Here is a 14274-nt window from a genome sequence, read left to right as displayed (position 1 = left end):
TTTCCTGTTAATCTAGATATTTTTCCACTATTACTGGTTGAATCTGTTTATATTCTAATGCTGCTTCAATTGTTTCTGCAAGCATAGACATTCTTGCAACCATAGAATTCGGCTTTTTCTCAGGATCATCTTGACCGAATGGAATAAAGAAAATATTCTTTGTTGCCATTAAACGCATCAAATTAATCCCATTTAATCCTAAAGCATCATTAGTAGAGATTCCCAATACAACAGGCTTTTGGTTTCTTAATGTCGCTTTTGCTGCCATCAAAACTGCATTATCAGTCATTGCATTTGCGAATTTACTCATACTATTTCCTGTTAATGGGGCAATTACCATACAATCAAGAGGTGCTTTCGGTCCAAGCGGCTCTGCAGCTACAATACTATCGATTATTTTCTGTCCTGTTATTTCTTCTATTTTACTAACCCAATCTTTCCCCTTCCCAAAACGAGTATCCGTATTTTTTACATTTCCTGTTACAACTGGTACAACTTCCGCTCCCTGTGCCACTAACTTTTCTACTTGTGGCACCACTTCCTCATACGTACAGTGAGAACCTGAAATGCCAAACCCTATTCTTTTTCCTTGTAAACTCATGATTCATATTCTCCTCTCATTGCCTGCTATTGTTCATCCAGTAATTGTGCTAAGACATCTGCCAATATATTTCCCGCTGTTTTCGGAGCTACAATCCCCGGTAAACTCGGCGCAAGCAATGCCTTAACTCCTCTTTTTTCTGCGTATTGAAAATCTGTTCCGCCTGGTTTAGATGCCAAATCAATTACCAATGTGTGCAATGGCATTTTTTCAATGACATCAGAAGTTACGACAAGATGGGGAATTGTATTTATACAAATATCAATATCATCGACTGCAATCTGTAAATCATCTAAATGTACTGGGATTAATCCCATTTCGATAATGCGAGCAATATGTTCACTTTGACTTGCTGCGACCTTTACTTTCGCTCCTAGGGCATGAAAAGTACGTGCAACACTCATGCCTACACGACCTAGCCCAAGCACAATAACATTCGATCCATGAATCGTTGTGTCTGTATGTTGAATTGCCATCATTATTGTACCTTCGACAGTTGGAATAGAATTTAAAATTGCTACATCATCTCGGTTAAATAATTGAACTAATGATCGGTTGGTTTCTTTAATAAGCAAATTTAAATAATCATTCGTTATTCCTGAATATATGATGCAATGCTCAGGGGTTTTTTCTACTATTTTTTTCGTTAAAAAAACCTTCTCATTCGAAAAGATTGTATCAACTTGCCCATTTAGGTCTGTTCCTCGAACGGGTAAGATAATAGCATCTATTTTCGAAAAATCTACGTTATCGATTTTTTCTTTTGTAGCTCCAGTGAATGCATGGTCCAATTGCTCGAAGCCAATTAATGAAAGGATTGCTTGTTGTTCTGTTAATTTACGAACAATTTCAAGCTGCCTTGCATCACCGCCGATAATCGCGATTTTCATCCTTTTCAGCATGAATATTTCACCTTCTTTTTTTAAAGATCCTGTTTTTCATAGCTCGCTACTTCAACATCTTATGTGATTACCTATTATTAGGTGAGTTGTTTACTGCATTTCCTTAAAAAGATGGTTTCTTTCCTTATCTAGAATATAAATAACGATGCTCGGAACAAGTTTTGGTTGAAGTCTCCTCTTCGTGGACAGGGATTTTTCAGAAGTGAGTTATGGCAACTCCTTTATAAAGGGGAAAGCAAGAAAATGTTTTTAGAAGTGCTCAAACAAAAAAAACTAGGATTCAGAAGGGAATTCTGTTTCCTAGCTCTTTATTATATATGTAGCTTTTTATTGAAGTGCTTTTGGTAATTGTCCGTCTGGGCTGATTAGAGAGACCGAGAATGTGTCAGTGAATATATCATTTGCCATTTGATCAACTTCTTCTTTGGTGACACGATCAATATCGGCAATGATATCATCTAAGGAGCGATGTTTACCTAATAACAGTTCATTTTTTCCATTTCTGCTCATACGGCTATTTGTGCTCTCTAAGCTTAGCATCAAGCTGCCTTTTAGCTGCTCTTTACTATTTAGAAGTTCCTTTTCGGTAATTCCTTCTTTTTTCAAGAGGGCAAGCGTATTTTGAATAGTATCAAATAATTCATCTAACTGCTTAGCTCCTGTACCACCATAGATTGTCACTATTCCACTGTCTTGGTATGCGGAGTGATAAGAGAATACCGAATAAGCTAAACCCTTTTCTTCGCGTACATCTTGGAATAATCGACTACTCATACTGCCACCAAGAATATTATTTAAAGATACAAGTGTATACATTTTATCATGTCCCACCTGTAACCCATTAAAACCTAAGCATAGATGTGCTTGCTCTGTTTCCTTTTTGCGTGAAAAATTATTGGCATGGAAAGAAGGCTTTACTAGTTCTATTTCGGATTTACCGGCTTCAAATGACCCAAAATATTTTTCTACTTCTGAAATAAATGCTTCGGTAATGTTTCCTGCGATCGAAATAACCGTATTCTCTGGTGTATAATGATTAAACATATACTCTCTTAGCGTATCTCCATTAAACGTAGCCAGTGTCTCTTCAGTTCCTAAAATCGGATAGCCAAGTGGATGTTTATCATAAATTGCCTGACTCAATAAATCATGAACAATATCATCAGGTGTATCATCATACATTTTAATCTCTTCACAGACAACATTTTTCTCTTTCTTTAATTCTTCCTCATCAAATGTCGAGTTAAAATACATATCTGCTAACACTTCTAACGCCATATCAGCATGTGTATCTAAAACCTTTGCGTAATAACAGGTATATTCTTTTGAAGTAAAGGCATTTACCTGGCCGCCAATACTATCAAATGATTCTGCAATTTCTCTCGCACTACGTGTTTTTGTTCCTTTAAAAAACATATGCTCTAAAAAGTGAGATACCCCATTGTTCTTTTCATCTTCTTTACGAGATCCTGTACCAATCCATACGCCAATAGCAACGGAACGTACTGTTGGAATGTTTTCCAATACAATTCTTACTCCATTTTGGCAAGTATATCTTTTGATCAATTATGTTCCTCCTGTTCTTCTACCAAGTTGCAAAAAGTAGCTGCGACTGCTAGTATATCTTATTCCTCTTATTTTTTCCAAAATATTGTTTTAATATAATGATAACATATATCCATTTTAAAAATGAATAGCGATTAGTTCCCTTTTAAAAGGAAGACTGGCTTCATTTGCCATGTCCTTTCTTATAGATGTTGTTTTTCTTCTATAAGAAGCAAGACTATAATAAAACGTTTTCTCTTTATAGAATACTATAAGATGAATCGAACTACTATTTTTTTGTTTTTATGCTTTCTCGTTCTTCACTAAGCATGTCACTAACTGAATCGATTTTATATCCTTTATTTTTGATTTCGATAATTAAATGTTCAAGGCTATTTGTAGTAACTTCTGTTGGATGCATAAGGATTAGAGCCCCATTATGGATCTTCCCTGTAACTCTTTTAAGCAATGTATCAGGACTTGGTTTTTGCCAATCAATCGTATCCACAGACCATATTACTGTTTTAAGCTTTTGTTGAGCGGCAATTTTCACTACTTCATTATTAAAATACCCACTTGGTGGCGCTAATAATGTGACTTGCTTACCAGTTGTCGCTTCGATGACATCATTTGTTTTTACGATTTCCTCATGAATTTTACTACTGCTAATTTTACTCATATCTGGATGGGTATAGGAATGATTTCCGAGTTCATGCCCTGCTTCTGCAATCATTTTAGCAAGATCTGGGTTTTTCTGAACCCATCTGCCTTCCAAGAAAAAACTCGCCTTGACATGATGCTTTTTTAAGGTTGATAGTATGTCAGGTAAAAATTCATTTCCCCATGCTACGTTTATAATAAAGCTTACCATTTCTTTTTCTGGATTCCCTTTATAAATAGGAGCAGGTGGCAAATCATTTAGTGTAATTTTTGGTTTCACTTGCTTAAAAACCAATCTTTGTTCATTGAATTTCTTTTCTTTTTTCATATTCTTGTAAGAAGCATCAATATCCACTGTCACCCCATTTAATCCAGGAATAGCTTTCCATACAGGATCAAGCTTGGCATCAATCGGCTTCTTTTCATAGTCTTTCGCTTTCTCGCTTATCGTCGTATATAAAGAGTTAGTTGCTGTCACTGAGACAGCGTTTTCTTGTAAAGTACTTACATATGTATCAGCCCAAGGATTATTAACTAAAAACCAAGAGATGGCTAGTATTCCTATAAGTGAAACTGTTTTCTTCATCACCTTTTCCCCCCCAGTTACTACCATATGATAGGAAAGGACAAGGTAGAACGCTTAATGACGGACTTAACTTATCCTTTTCTCCTATTATTTTGTTCAAAACGTTCCTTTTCATTCCACAAAAAAATACCCGCTAAAAAACATAAGTAGTTTTTTAGCGGGTACCCTTGATTTCAATTTTATTAGTTTTTTGCATTCTCAGCTTGTTCTTTTTGTTCTTTCAAAACAGCTTTACGAGATAAATTTACTCTTCCTTGTTTATCAATTTCTGTTACTTTCACAAGGATTTCATCACCGATTGCTACTACATCTTCTACCTTGCCAATTCTTTCTTCAGCAAGCTCTGAAATATGAACAAGTCCATCTTTTCCGTTGAAAATTTCAACGAACGCACCGAATTTCTCGATTCGTTTTACTTTACCAAGATACATTTGTCCAACAACAACTTCACGAACGATATCTTCGATAATTTGTTTTGCTTTGTTATTCATTTCATCATCAACAGAAGAAATAAATACAGTACCATCTTGCTCGATATCAATTTTAACGCCAGTTTCTTCAATAATTTTATTGATTTGTTTACCACTTGGTCCAATAACATCGCGAATTTTGTCTGGGTTGATAGACATCATTAAAATTTTTGGCGCATAAGAAGATAGTGATTCTCTAGGTGTATTGATTGTTGCCAACATGGATTCAAGAATTTGCATACGGCCAATCTTAGCTTGCTGTAATGCTTCTTCTAAAATTTCACGTGATAATCCATCAATTTTTATATCCATTTGAAGTGCCGTTACCCCTTTAGAAGTACCAGCTACTTTAAAGTCCATATCTCCTAGATGATCTTCCATCCCTTGAATATCTGTTAAAATACTATAATGTTCACCAGATTTAATCAGCCCCATTGCAATACCAGCAACTGGTGCTTTAATTGGCACACCAGCATCCATCATAGCAAGGGTACTTGCACAAATACTAGCCTGTGAAGTGGAACCATTGGATTCTAATACTTCTGATACAAGGCGAATTGTATATGGGAAGTCTTTTTCAGAAGGAATAATTGGTTCTAATGCTCTTTCCCCTAGCGCACCATGACCGATTTCTCTTCGTCCAGGTCCACGCATTGGTCCTGTTTCACCAACACTGAAATTAGGGAAATTATAGTGATGCATAAATCGTTTTTCTTCTTCTACCCCAAGGCCATCCAATATTTGCACATCTCCTAAAGCACCTAATGTACAAATACTTAATGCTTGAGTTTGTCCACGAGTAAATAGTCCTGACCCGTGTGTTCTCGGTAATAAATGCACTTCAGAAGACAGTGGGCGAATTTCTTCTAAGCCACGTCCATCTGGACGAACTTTATCTTCAGTGATGAGACGACGAACTTCATTTTTCACTAATTTATCTAAAATAGCTTTCACTTGTTTTAAATCTTCTTCTTCTGCTTCTTCTGCTTCATATTTTGCAATGACAGAATCTTTTACTTCTTTAATAGCTGCTTCGCGAGCATGCTTCTCTTGTACACGAATAGCATCTAGCATTTCGCTTTCACATAATGCACGCACATCTGCTTCGATGTCTTTATTCAATTCGTATAGTACAACTTCCATTTTTTCTTTGCCAATCTCTGCTGCAATTTTTTCTTGGAATGCAATTAGGCGTTTAATCTCATCATGTCCAAACATAATTGCTTCAAGCATTACTTCTTCTGGTACTTCATCGGCACCAGCTTCAACCATGTTGATTGCATCTTTTGTACCTGCAACAGCAAGGTTAATATCACTTTTTTCTGCTTGTTCAACCGTTGGATTGATGACAAATTTTCCATCGATTCTTCCAACATAAACACCAGCAATTGGTCCTCCAAATGGAATATCAGAAACAGATAATGCTAATGAAGATCCAAACATAGCGGCCATTTCTGACGTACAATCTTGATCCACGCTCATTACTAAGCTGACAACTTGTACTTCATTACGGAAGCCATCTGCAAATAATGGGCGAATTGGTCGATCAATTAAGCGGCTTGCAAGTATTGCTCTTTCACTTGGGCGTCCTTCTCTTTTGATGAAACCGCCAGGAATTTTCCCAACCGCATATAGACGCTCTTCATAATTTACTGTTAATGGAAAGAAGTCTAAGTTCTTTGGTTCTTTTGAAGCAGTTGCTGTGCTTAATACAGCTGTATCCCCGTATCGTACAAGTACTGCACCATTTGCCTGTTTTGCTAATTGTCCAATTTCAACTGTAAGCTTTCTTCCAGCCCAGTCAATGGAATAGACATGCTTATCTTGTCCCATTCATAAACCCCTCTCTACTCATTCACTTCATGGAAGTTTCCGGTTAAGAACTACCTAAAACCTGCGTTATTTTATAAAATAAAGAATACTATCCTTAAATTTCTCTTCTACTAGTATACACATTTTATGTAACTAAAAAACGAAATTAATTTATGTAATCTATACTAATCATATGTTAGATTCGCATTTATTTACAATAAAAAAGCGGGAAAAATATCCCGCTTTTTTTAACTATCTACGTAGACCAAGTTTGTTAATTAAAACACGGTAACGTTGAACGTCTTTATTACGTAGGTAAGTTAAAAGATTACGACGTCTACCTACCATTTTCAAAAGACCACGACGTGAGTGATGATCCTTTTTATGTGTACGTAAATGTTCATTCAAATTATTGATTGACTCAGTAAGGACAGCGATTTGAACTTCTGGAGATCCAGTATCGTTCTCATGCGTTTTGTACTCATTGATAAGTTCGTTTTTACGTTCTTGAGTGATTGCCATCCTGTTTCACCTCCTAATTCTATTACACTAATCCCCAATTACCGAGCAAAACGTTGGTGATTCGATTTTGCCAAGCAAAGGTTGTTTTTAGTACGTCTTTAAGAATAACTGTTTTCTTTGGAAAAATCAAGACATAACCTTTTATTTTTTTATAAACAAAGAACATAAAAATAAAATCCAAAAAAAATTGACTACTATTGTAAGTCTTAGGGTATTTCTAGTCAGTCCTGCTAAAAATCACACTAGAAAACACTAGTTTCTTTCCATTATTTAGTTGGGATATATTTTTCAGTATATCCCAATCTAGTTAGAAATATTCAGGTTGCTTTTCTTTTTCTTATTGTGCCTTTTCATAAAAGTATTGTAAGGCAGTTTGCTTGTCTTTTTCAATTTGGGCTACTAGTTCGTCGATGCCATTGAATTTTTGTTCGCTTCTAATTCGTTTATGCCATTCAATGATTACGGAATGGCCATAAATATCTTGATGAAAGTCAAAAATATGGACTTCGATACTAATCTTTTTCTCATCGGGCTGAAAGGTCGGTTTTGTACCGAGGTTACAGACTCCTTCATACCATTTTTCATTGACAAAGAATCGAACTGCATATACACCTAGCGGAGGTAAAATGACATCGCTAGTTGATTTCACATTTGCTGTAGGAAAACCAATCGTTCTTCCGCGTTTGTCGCCATGGATAACCGTCCCATTTACTGAATAGTGTCTACCTAAAAGAGCAGGCACCTTTTCCATTTCACCATTATTTATAAGAGAGCGAATTAAAGTAGAACTTACTTTCTCGCCCCCAAAAGTCTCTTTGCCAATAATCGTTGTTTCATATTTACCACGTGAATGCTTAGAAAGAGTCTCGGCTGTGCCCTGAGCTTTCTTTCCATAAGTATAATCAAAACCGGCTACTACATGTTTCACATTTAAATCAATTAAATACAAATCAACGAATTCTTGAGGAGGCAAGCTAGCAAATTCAATCGTAAAATCGACAATAAATAAATAATCGATCCCTAAGTTTGCTAATTGTTCTACTTTTGCTTCAAAAGATGTTAAGTAATCTACTTTTTTTGTTTTTCCACCTAATACGATTGAAGGATGGGGGTCAAATGTCATCACCGCGCTGCTCCATCCATTTTCATCTGCCACTCTTTTCGCTTCGCCAATTACCTTTTGATGGCCAAGATGAACTCCGTCAAAGGAACCTAACGCAATGGAAATTGGCGGATTATCATGCTCTTTATTTCGTTCTGAATGGTTTATTCTAACTATCTTCACTGTGCTACTCACCTTTTCTAACAAATTTCTTTTTTTCTCATTTGTCGTTAAACTTTCTTTCAAGGTGAACGAGAGCATCAATGGTTACTCCAAGATTTTTAATATTTTGGACGGTTTGATTAATCCTTGTTTTGTTGGATGCTGAACATATATAGCTAACGCTTCACCTGTTGTTGTTTGAATGACAATTGGTTCCTGTTCATCTAGTAGATAAGCAGGAGTTTCTAATACCGTTCCGTTTCGTACCTTCATTGCTAATGTATCATTTATTTCATATTTCGGCAAATGTAAAAGCACGTCTTCCAGTGGATAAATATAGTTTTCCAGCTTCCCATTTTCTACATATTTCTCTAGTTCTTCAAATGTTACACACTCTTGTTTCGTAAAGGCGGCAGAACGAGTTCGGCACAAGTCTGACATATGGGCAGGATACCCTAATTTTTCGCCGATCATAACAGCAAGTGTGCGAATATAGGTGCCTTTACTACAGCTCACTCTAAAACGGAAGGATACAGTGTCTCCCTGTAACACTTGCCATTCGTCGATTAAATCTAAGGAGTAAATGTTTACTTGCCTAGAAGGACGGTCAATCTCAATCCCTTGTCTAGCATATTCATAAAGCCTTTTCCCATTTACTTTAACAGCTGAATACATTGGTGGTGTTTGTGTAATTTCCCCTGTTAGTTCTCGTAAAATCGCTTCTATTCTATCTCGCGTAATGATTTCCGCTACTTTTTTCTCCTCGACCTTTTCGCCAGAACGATCCTCCGTTGTCGTAGAGTACCCTATCGTTACTTCTCCTACATATTCTTTTCCTGCGTCTGTTATATATTCAGCTACTTTTGTTGCTCTTCCTAAACAAATTGGTAATACACCAGTTACATCCGGATCCAATGTTCCAGTATGACCGATTCGTTTCATATGTAAAATCTTCCGCAAACGAAAAACACAATCATGGGAAGTAAGCCCCTTGGGCTTCCATAATGGTAAAATCCCTTCCATATACCTCATCCTTTATTCATTTTATGAAAAAAACTCTTAATCTTGAGTCCTCAATTGTAATATAATTTAAAAGTCTTGTTAATGCGGCGGAGGAAATTTGACTCCTGCCGGATTTGAGGGAAAACCACAAGGATATGCCGAGGAGGCTCCTCCGTCCAGCAGAAAGCAAGTTCCTAGAGTGGAATTCAATGGGCTTCATTTCCACCGCTTATAAAAAAACTCCTATCGTCCATCCATAAGTATCATGGAAAAAGTCCGATAGGAGCAAGTTTATGTTACATCATTTTCTTTCGTCATCACTGGACGGATTTTCTTTTGCGATTTGATGCAATAATGTATCAATTCTATTTCCGTAATCTATCGACTCATCAAATTCAAACGTAATTTCAGGAGTTTTGCGTAAACGAATTCTTTGTCCGATTTCAGAACGGATAAATCCTTTCGCTTTTGCTAGTCCTTTTAGTGTATTTTCCCGTTGTTCTTGGTCGCCAAGTACAGAAATATACACAGTTGCTTGTTGAAGGTCACCAGTAACATTAACGTCTGTAACCGTTACGAAACCAATGCGAGGATCTTTTATCTTACGGCTAATAATCTCGCCTAGTTCCTTCTTCATTTGTTCACCAACACGATTTGGTCTTAGACTCATCGCGCAATTCACCTCATTTTTTTAAAGCCATTCTATATCTGTTATGGTTCTCTCTATTTCAGGAAAAGAATCAATAAACTGTTGTGTCTGTTGCAGCACAACTTCAGCCGAAACTCGCGCAGAAGCAACGGTAACAACAGCAATTTTTGTTCTTTGCCAAGTATCTTGATACCCGACTTCTGAAATAGAGATATTAAATTTTTGCTTTAAGCGGGTCATAATTCTTTGCAGAACCGCCCGCTTTTCTTTTAATGAGTGGGCATCATAAATAATGCATTCCACTGACATTAATCCAACAATCATTTACGCTCAATTTCTTCCATTACATATGCTTCGATAATATCGCCTTCTTTAACATCGTTAAAGTTTTTGATGGTAATACCACATTCGTAACCTTGAGCTACTTCTTTTGCATCGTCCTTGAAACGTTTTAATGCATCAATTTCCCCTTCGAAAATAACAACACCATCACGGATTAAACGAATACCGCTGTCTCTTGTAATTTTCCCATCCGTTACATAAGAGCCTGCAATGGTACCGATTTTAGAAACCTTGAAAGTTTGACGAATTTCCGCTTGACCAATAATCTTTTCTTGGAACTCAGGATCAAGCATCCCTTTCATCGCTGCTTCAATTTCTTCGATAACTTTATAGATAATACGGTGTAAGCGTACATCTACTTCTTCAGCATCTGCCGCTCTTTTCGCGTTTACGTAAGGACGTACATTAAATCCAATTACAATCGCATTTGATGCTGCAGCAAGGGTAATATCTGATTCATTAATCGCCCCTACACCTGTATGGATGATTTTTACGTTTACGCCTTCTACTTCGATTTTATAAAGAGCAGCTGCTAACGCTTCTGCTGAACCTTGAACATCGGCTTTAAGAACGATATTAATATCTTTCATTTCCCCTTGTTTCATATGTTCAAACAGGTTGTCTAAGCTGATTCTTGTTTTTTCAGATCTTTGCGCTTGAATCGCTTGTGTGGAACGAGCTTCTCCAATTTGTCTTGCAGTTTTCTCGTCTTTGAAAACAACAAAGCGATCACCAGCTTGAGGAACATCGTTTAACCCAGTGATTTCCACTGGCGTTGATGGTCCTGCTGTTTTAACTCGGCGGCCAAGATCATTAACCATTGCACGCACACGACCAAATGTGTTCCCAACAACAATCGGATCCCCTATATGCAATGTACCATTTTGTACAAGCAATGTTGCTACCGAACCTTTTCCTTTATCTAATTGTGCTTCAATAACAGTACCAACTGCATTACGGTCTGGATTTGCTTTATACTCTTCTACTTCTCCTACTAAAAGAATCATTTCAAGCAGAGAGTCAATACCTTCACCAGTTAAAGCGGAAAGTGGAACAAAGATAGTATCCCCACCCCAAGCTTCTGGTACTAATCCATGTTCTGTTAATTCTTGCATTACGCGATCTGGATTAGCGGTTGGTTTATCCATTTTATTAACAGCAACGATAATTGGAACCTCAGCTGCTTTTGCATGGTTAATTGCTTCAATTGTTTGTGGCATAACACCATCATCAGCAGCAACAACAAGAATTGTGATATCAGTGATTTTCGCACCACGTGCACGCATTGTAGTAAAGGCCGCATGTCCAGGTGTATCAAGGAAAGTAATTTTCTTGCCATTCTCCTCAATTTGGTATGCACCAATATGCTGAGTAATACCACCAGCTTCTCCTGCTGTTACTTTCGTATTACGTATGCTGTCAAGCAATGTTGTTTTCCCGTGGTCAACGTGTCCCATTATGGTAACAACAGATGGACGTTCTACTAATTCTACGCCTTCTTCATCTGCAAAGTATACTTCTAGATCTGTCGTATCAATTTGGATTTCCTCTTCGACCTCTACACCATAATCTGTACAGATTAATTCAATTGCATCTTTATCTAATTCTTGGTTGATGGTTGCCATCACACCAAGAAGGAATAATTTTTTGATGATTTCAGATGGTTCTCGGTGCAATTTTTTTGCTAATTCAGCAACGGTTAACGATTCACTGAATGTAATTTTCTCTGGTAATTCTTTTTCTTTTTTCGGAGCTGGCGGTGCAGCTGGAGCAGTATTTTGCTTCCCTTTACGATTGTTATTTCTATTCTTATTGTTATTATTATTATTTTTTGGTTTGTTAAAACCTGGCTTATTATCTTTAGTATTTTTCACAGATTGATTTACTTTCCCCTTTTCAGCCATTTCATCGCTTTCTTTTTCATACTCGTCGGCGATATTTTTAGCAGCCACTTTCGCAGCTGGCGCTTTTGGCTTATTTTCTTCATTCTTTTTATTATATATACTATCTAATTTTTTGACTGTATCCTCTTCCAATGTAGTCATATGGTTTGAGACTTCTATATTCATCTCTTTTAATTTTGCAATAACATCCTTGCTTGAAATGTTATATTTTTTTGCGTATTCGTATACTCGCACTTTACTCATCATTTCACCCCCGCTAGAATTAATCGAGCAGCGTTAAAAGTTTTTTTGCAAATCCATTATCCAAAACAGCGACAACCACTCGTTGTTCTTTCCCTATTGCTTTACCTAGGATTTCCCTATTTGAAACAAGCTTCACTGGTACTTTATAGGAACGACATTTATCAGTGATTTTCTTTGTCGTGTTTTGTGACGCATCTTCCGACAATAATATTAGCTTTGCATTACCGCTTCTAATTTCTTTAACGGTCAATTCCTCACCTGAGGTTATTTTCCGTGCTCGATTTGCTAAGCCAAGTAATGACATCCACTTGTTATCGTTCATTTGGATTGTCTTTGCTCCTTATCTATTAGTTCTAACAGCTCGTCATAAACTGTATCATCTACAGTAACTTCAAGCTGGCTAGAAAGAATATTCTTCTTCTTGGCTAATAGTACTGCTTCTTTATCCAATGAGAGATATGCTCCTCGACCAGATTTTTTTCCCGTTAAATCGACGGATACAATCCCTTCTTTGGAACGAACGATGCGAACTAGTTCTTTCTTCGGCTTCATTTCACCGGTAGCAACACATTTACGCATTGGTACTTTTCTTGGTTTGTTCACACACATTCACCTCTATCACTCGAAATCTTCTGTGTTTAAGCGGAAATCATCCTCTTCTACTTCATCATCAAACTTAATCAATGAATTTTCAGTAGGATAAATTCCAGCTTCTCTTGCTTCTGACTCGGATTTGATATCAATTTTCCAGCCTGTTAGCTTTGCAGCCAGACGTGCATTTTGGCCTCGCTTTCCGATAGCCAGCGACAATTGATAATCGGGAACAATAACCGTTGTTGCTTTATCTTCTTCGTTTACAATAACTTCTAATACCTTTGAAGGACTAAGAGCATTTGCAACGAAAACAGTAGGATCACTTGACCACTTAACAATATCAATCTTTTCCCCTTTTAACTCATTAACAATCGTCTGTACACGAGTTCCTTTTGGGCCTACACATGAACCTACCGGATCTACCTCTTCGTTCTCAGAATGAACAGAAATCTTAGAGCGATCTCCCGCTTCACGAGCAACTGATTTTATTTCAACTGTACCATCATAAATTTCAGGTACTTCCATCTCAAATAATCTTTTAAGTAGCCCAGGATGTGTTCTAGACACAAAGATTTGGGGACCTTTTGTTGTCTTTTCCACTTTTGTCAGGAAAACTTTAATACGATCATGCGGTTTATAATGCTCATTAGGCATTTGTTCATTTGTTGGTAAAATCGCTTCAATTTTGCCTAAGCTGACGTAAATAAATTTACTGTCTTGGCGTTGAACAATTCCTGTCATGATATCTTCTTCGCGATCAATAAATTCAGAATAAATAATTCCTCTTTCTGCTTCGCGAACTCTTTGTGTTACTACTTGTTTAGCAGTTTGGGCAGCAATTCTACCAAAGTCTTTTGGCGTTACTTCCAACTCCACTACATCTTCCACTTCATAGTTTGGATTAATTCTTTGTGCATCTTCTAAAGAAATTTCAAGACGTGGGTCAAACACCTCATCTACTACTTCTTTTCTAGCAAATACACGCATAGATCCAGCACCTAAATTCAAATCAATTCGTACATTTTGTGCTTGGTTAAAATTACGACGGTAAGCGGAGATCAAAGCTGCTTCCATGGCATCCATGATCACTTCACGTGATATTCCTTTTTCTTTTTCAAGTAACACTAGAGCATCAACTAATTCACTGCTCATGAGCGTTTATCCCCCTTTATTCTCTT

General features: G+C 36.9%; 14 protein-coding genes. All 14 read right to left on the bottom strand.

Annotated features, from left to right (window positions below):
- Positions 1-7: 7 nt before the first annotated feature.
- The 14 genes from NST77_RS05980 to nusA all read right to left on the bottom strand — a co-directional run bounded on the left by NST77_RS05980 (position 8) and on the right by nusA (position 14248).
- Positions 8-601, bottom strand: a complete 594-nt coding sequence (locus tag NST77_RS05980) for a dipicolinate synthase subunit B (protein ID WP_047940047.1) — start codon at positions 599-601, stop codon at positions 8-10.
- A gap of 26 nt (positions 602-627) precedes the next feature.
- Positions 628-1503 (bottom strand): dipicolinic acid synthetase subunit A, encoded by an 876-nt coding sequence (dpaA, locus tag NST77_RS05975; protein ID WP_163185026.1) that lies wholly within the window; start codon positions 1501-1503, stop codon positions 628-630.
- A 327-nt stretch (positions 1504-1830) separates the two neighbouring features.
- The gene (locus tag NST77_RS05970; RefSeq protein ID WP_123257471.1) at positions 1831-3069 is read right to left on the bottom strand and encodes a M16 family metallopeptidase; all 1239 of its coding nucleotides are present in this window, start codon (positions 3067-3069) and stop codon (positions 1831-1833) included.
- Positions 3070-3337: 268 nt separating this feature from the next.
- Positions 3338-4294: a polysaccharide deacetylase family protein gene (locus NST77_RS05965; RefSeq protein ID WP_123257470.1), complete on the bottom strand. Its 957-nt coding sequence runs from the start codon at positions 4292-4294 to the stop codon at positions 3338-3340.
- 182 nt (positions 4295-4476) lie between these two features.
- Positions 4477-6597 (bottom strand): polyribonucleotide nucleotidyltransferase, encoded by a 2121-nt coding sequence (gene pnp / locus NST77_RS05960; RefSeq protein WP_095329224.1) that lies wholly within the window; start codon positions 6595-6597, stop codon positions 4477-4479.
- Positions 6598-6828: 231 nt separating this feature from the next.
- Positions 6829-7098, bottom strand: a complete 270-nt coding sequence (rpsO, locus tag NST77_RS05955) for a 30S ribosomal protein S15 (RefSeq protein WP_016201171.1) — start codon at positions 7096-7098, stop codon at positions 6829-6831.
- Positions 7099-7435: 337 nt separating this feature from the next.
- Positions 7436-8383, bottom strand: coding sequence for a bifunctional riboflavin kinase/FAD synthetase (ribF, locus tag NST77_RS05950; protein WP_163185020.1), 948 nt, complete (start codon positions 8381-8383; stop codon positions 7436-7438).
- A gap of 84 nt (positions 8384-8467) precedes the next feature.
- Positions 8468-9385, bottom strand: coding sequence for a tRNA pseudouridine(55) synthase TruB (truB, locus tag NST77_RS05945; RefSeq protein ID WP_341122794.1), 918 nt, complete (start codon positions 9383-9385; stop codon positions 8468-8470).
- A gap of 280 nt (positions 9386-9665) precedes the next feature.
- The gene (gene rbfA / locus NST77_RS05940) at positions 9666-10034 is read right to left on the bottom strand and encodes a 30S ribosome-binding factor RbfA (RefSeq protein ID WP_095329222.1); all 369 of its coding nucleotides are present in this window, start codon (positions 10032-10034) and stop codon (positions 9666-9668) included.
- A gap of 21 nt (positions 10035-10055) precedes the next feature.
- Positions 10056-10337 carry a DUF503 domain-containing protein gene (locus NST77_RS05935; protein ID WP_341122793.1) on the bottom strand — a complete coding sequence of 94 codons (282 nt, stop codon included), beginning with the start codon at positions 10335-10337 and terminating at the stop codon, positions 10056-10058.
- The gene (gene infB / locus NST77_RS05930) at positions 10334-12502 is read right to left on the bottom strand and encodes a translation initiation factor IF-2 (protein WP_341122792.1); all 2169 of its coding nucleotides are present in this window, start codon (positions 12500-12502) and stop codon (positions 10334-10336) included. The genes NST77_RS05935 and infB overlap by 4 nt, the downstream gene beginning before the upstream one ends.
- Before the next feature lie 19 nt (positions 12503-12521).
- Entirely contained in the window at positions 12522-12824 is a 303-nt protein-coding gene (locus NST77_RS05925; protein ID WP_016201165.1) for a YlxQ family RNA-binding protein, read from the bottom strand.
- Entirely contained in the window at positions 12821-13105 is a 285-nt protein-coding gene (gene rnpM / locus NST77_RS05920) for an RNase P modulator RnpM (RefSeq protein ID WP_095329219.1), read from the bottom strand. The genes NST77_RS05925 and rnpM overlap by 4 nt, the downstream gene beginning before the upstream one ends.
- A 15-nt stretch (positions 13106-13120) precedes the next feature.
- A complete protein-coding gene (nusA, locus tag NST77_RS05915; protein WP_095329218.1) occupies positions 13121-14248 on the bottom strand; it encodes a transcription termination factor NusA in 1128 nt (375 codons plus the stop codon).
- Positions 14249-14274 lie beyond the last annotated feature (26 nt).

Source organism: Niallia sp. FSL W8-0177 (assembly GCF_038006285.1).
Classification (GTDB): domain Bacteria; phylum Bacillota; class Bacilli; order Bacillales; family Cytobacillaceae; genus Niallia; species Niallia circulans_A.
Note: the sequence above shows the minus strand (reverse complement) of the source record. Positions and strands in the feature narration are given on the sequence as shown.